The organism is Pseudomonas sp. GW821-FHT09A09 (assembly GCF_059418405.1).
This window is the reverse complement of the sequence record NZ_JBWKPU010000001.1, coordinates 326298-328518: the sequence shown is the minus strand read 5'-3', so window position 1 is coordinate 328518 and position 2221 is coordinate 326298. Positions and strand designations below refer to the sequence as shown.

The 2221-nt window shown below is 62.6% G+C and carries 2 protein-coding genes; both read left to right on the top strand.

Annotated elements, in window-relative coordinates:
* Nucleotides 1-220: 220 nt before the first annotated feature.
* Nucleotides 221-751, top strand: a complete 531-nt coding sequence (hslV, locus tag AC07OV_RS01470; protein WP_016972722.1) for an ATP-dependent protease subunit HslV — start codon at nt 221-223, stop codon at nt 749-751.
* Between the two features lie 36 nt (nt 752-787).
* Nucleotides 788-2125 carry an ATP-dependent protease ATPase subunit HslU gene (hslU, locus tag AC07OV_RS01465; RefSeq protein WP_495091318.1) on the top strand — a complete coding sequence of 446 codons (1338 nt, stop codon included), beginning with the start codon at nt 788-790 and terminating at the stop codon, nt 2123-2125.
* The last annotated feature ends 96 nt before the right edge of the window (nt 2126-2221 follow it).

Here is a 2221-nt window from a genome sequence, read left to right as displayed (position 1 = left end):
CCCCCCCCCCCCCCCCCCCCCCCCCCCCCCCCCCCCCCCCCCCCCCCCCCCCCCCCCCCCCACCCCAGCTCCCACATTTGGTTTAGGGCGTTCTCAAAAGTGTGTAAGACCTGTAAACACCGCTCGTCCGCACACATGTCCTACAGTTGAAATCCCCCCCGCCACCCCCATATGAGTTTTCATCAGGGCATTTTCGCCCCGCTGCGTGGAGACTCTCCCCTTGACCACCATCGTTTCAGTACGTCGCCACGGCAAAGTCGTCATGGGCGGCGACGGCCAGGTTTCCCTGGGTAATACCGTGATGAAAGGCAACGCCAAGAAAGTGCGTCGCCTGTACCACGGCCAGGTGCTCGCAGGCTTTGCCGGCGCCACCGCCGACGCCTTCACCCTGTTCGAGCGTTTCGAAGGCCAGCTGGAAAAACACCAGGGCCACCTCGTTCGCGCCGCGGTCGAACTCGCCAAAGAATGGCGCACCGACCGCTCCCTCAGCCGCCTGGAAGCCATGTTGGCCGTCGCCAACAAAGACGCATCCCTGATCATCACCGGCAACGGCGATGTGGTGGAACCCGAACACGGCCTGATCGCCATGGGTTCCGGCGGTGGCTACGCCCAGGCAGCCGCCAGCGCACTGTTGAAAAAGACCGATTTGTCGGCCCGTGAAATCGTCGAGACGGCCCTGGGCATTGCCGGCGATATCTGCGTGTTCACCAACCACAACCTGACCATTGAGGAGCAGGACCTCGCTGAGTAAGCCCCAGGCTTATTCGGCTTGAGGCCGCCAACTACTATGTCCATGACTCCCCGCGAAATCGTCCATGAACTCAATCGCCATATCATCGGCCAGGACGATGCCAAGCGCGCCGTAGCCATTGCGCTGCGTAACCGCTGGCGCCGGATGCAATTGCCCGAAGAACTGCGCGTTGAAGTGACGCCCAAGAACATCCTGATGATCGGCCCGACCGGCGTCGGTAAAACCGAGATTGCCCGTCGCCTGGCCAAGCTGGCCAACGCGCCGTTCATCAAGGTCGAAGCCACCAAGTTCACCGAAGTGGGCTACGTGGGCCGTGACGTCGAGTCGATCATTCGTGATCTGGCCGACGCGGCCTTGAAAATGCTGCGCGAACAGGAAGTGACCAAGGTCAGCCACCGCGCCGAAGACGCCGCCGAGGAGCGCATCCTCGATGCCCTGCTGCCTCCAGCGCGCATGGGCTTCAACGAAGACGCCGCACCGGCCTCGGACTCCAACACCCGTCAGCTGTTCCGCAAGCGCCTGCGTGAAGGCCAGTTGGACGACAAAGAGATCGAGATCGAAGTCTCCGAAGCCTCCAGCGTCGATATTTCTGCACCGCCTGGCATGGAAGAAATGACCAGCCAGCTGCAAAATTTGTTCAGCAACATGGGCAAGGGCAAGAAGAAAAGCCGCAAGCTCAAGGTGAAGGACGCGCTGAAACTGGTGCGCGACGAAGAAGCCGGGCGCCTGGTCAATGAGGAAGAACTCAAGGCCAAGGCCCTGGAAGCCGTCGAGCAGCACGGTATCGTATTTATCGATGAGATCGACAAGGTGGCCAAGCGTGGCAATGCCGGTGGCGTTGATGTGTCCCGCGAAGGCGTACAGCGCGACCTGCTGCCGCTGATCGAAGGCTGCACCGTGAATACCAAGCTGGGCATGGTCAAGACTGACCACATCCTGTTCATTGCTTCGGGTGCCTTCCACCTGAGCAAGCCAAGCGACCTGGTGCCGGAGCTGCAGGGCCGCCTGCCGATCCGCGTGGAACTCAAGGCGCTGACCCCGGGCGATTTCGAACGCATCCTCAGCGAACCGCACGCGTCGCTCACCGAGCAGTACCGTGAGCTGCTGAAAACCGAAGGCCTGGGCATCGAGTTCCAGCCGGACGGTATCAAGCGCCTGGCGGAGATCGCCTGGCAGGTCAACGAGAAGACCGAGAACATCGGTGCCCGTCGCCTGCACACCTTGCTGGAGCGTCTGCTGGAGGAAGTGTCCTTCAGCGCCGGCGACCTGGCCGGGGCGCAGAATGGCGAGGTGATCAAGATCGACGCTGAGTACGTCAACAGCCACCTGGGTGAATTGGCGCAGAACGAAGATCTGTCGCGCTACATTCTGTAAGCCACACGTAGAGCCGCTTTGCTTTAATGTGGGAGCGGGGGTGGGGGGGGGGGGGGGGGGGGGGGGGGGGGGGGGGGGGGGGGGGGGGGGGAGAGG

What these genes read in the sequence shown, in the direction of transcription:
- hslU (WP_495091318.1), top strand. Translation starts at nt 788, where the DNA reads ATGTCCATGACTCCCCGCGAAATCGTCCATGAACTCAATCGCCATATC.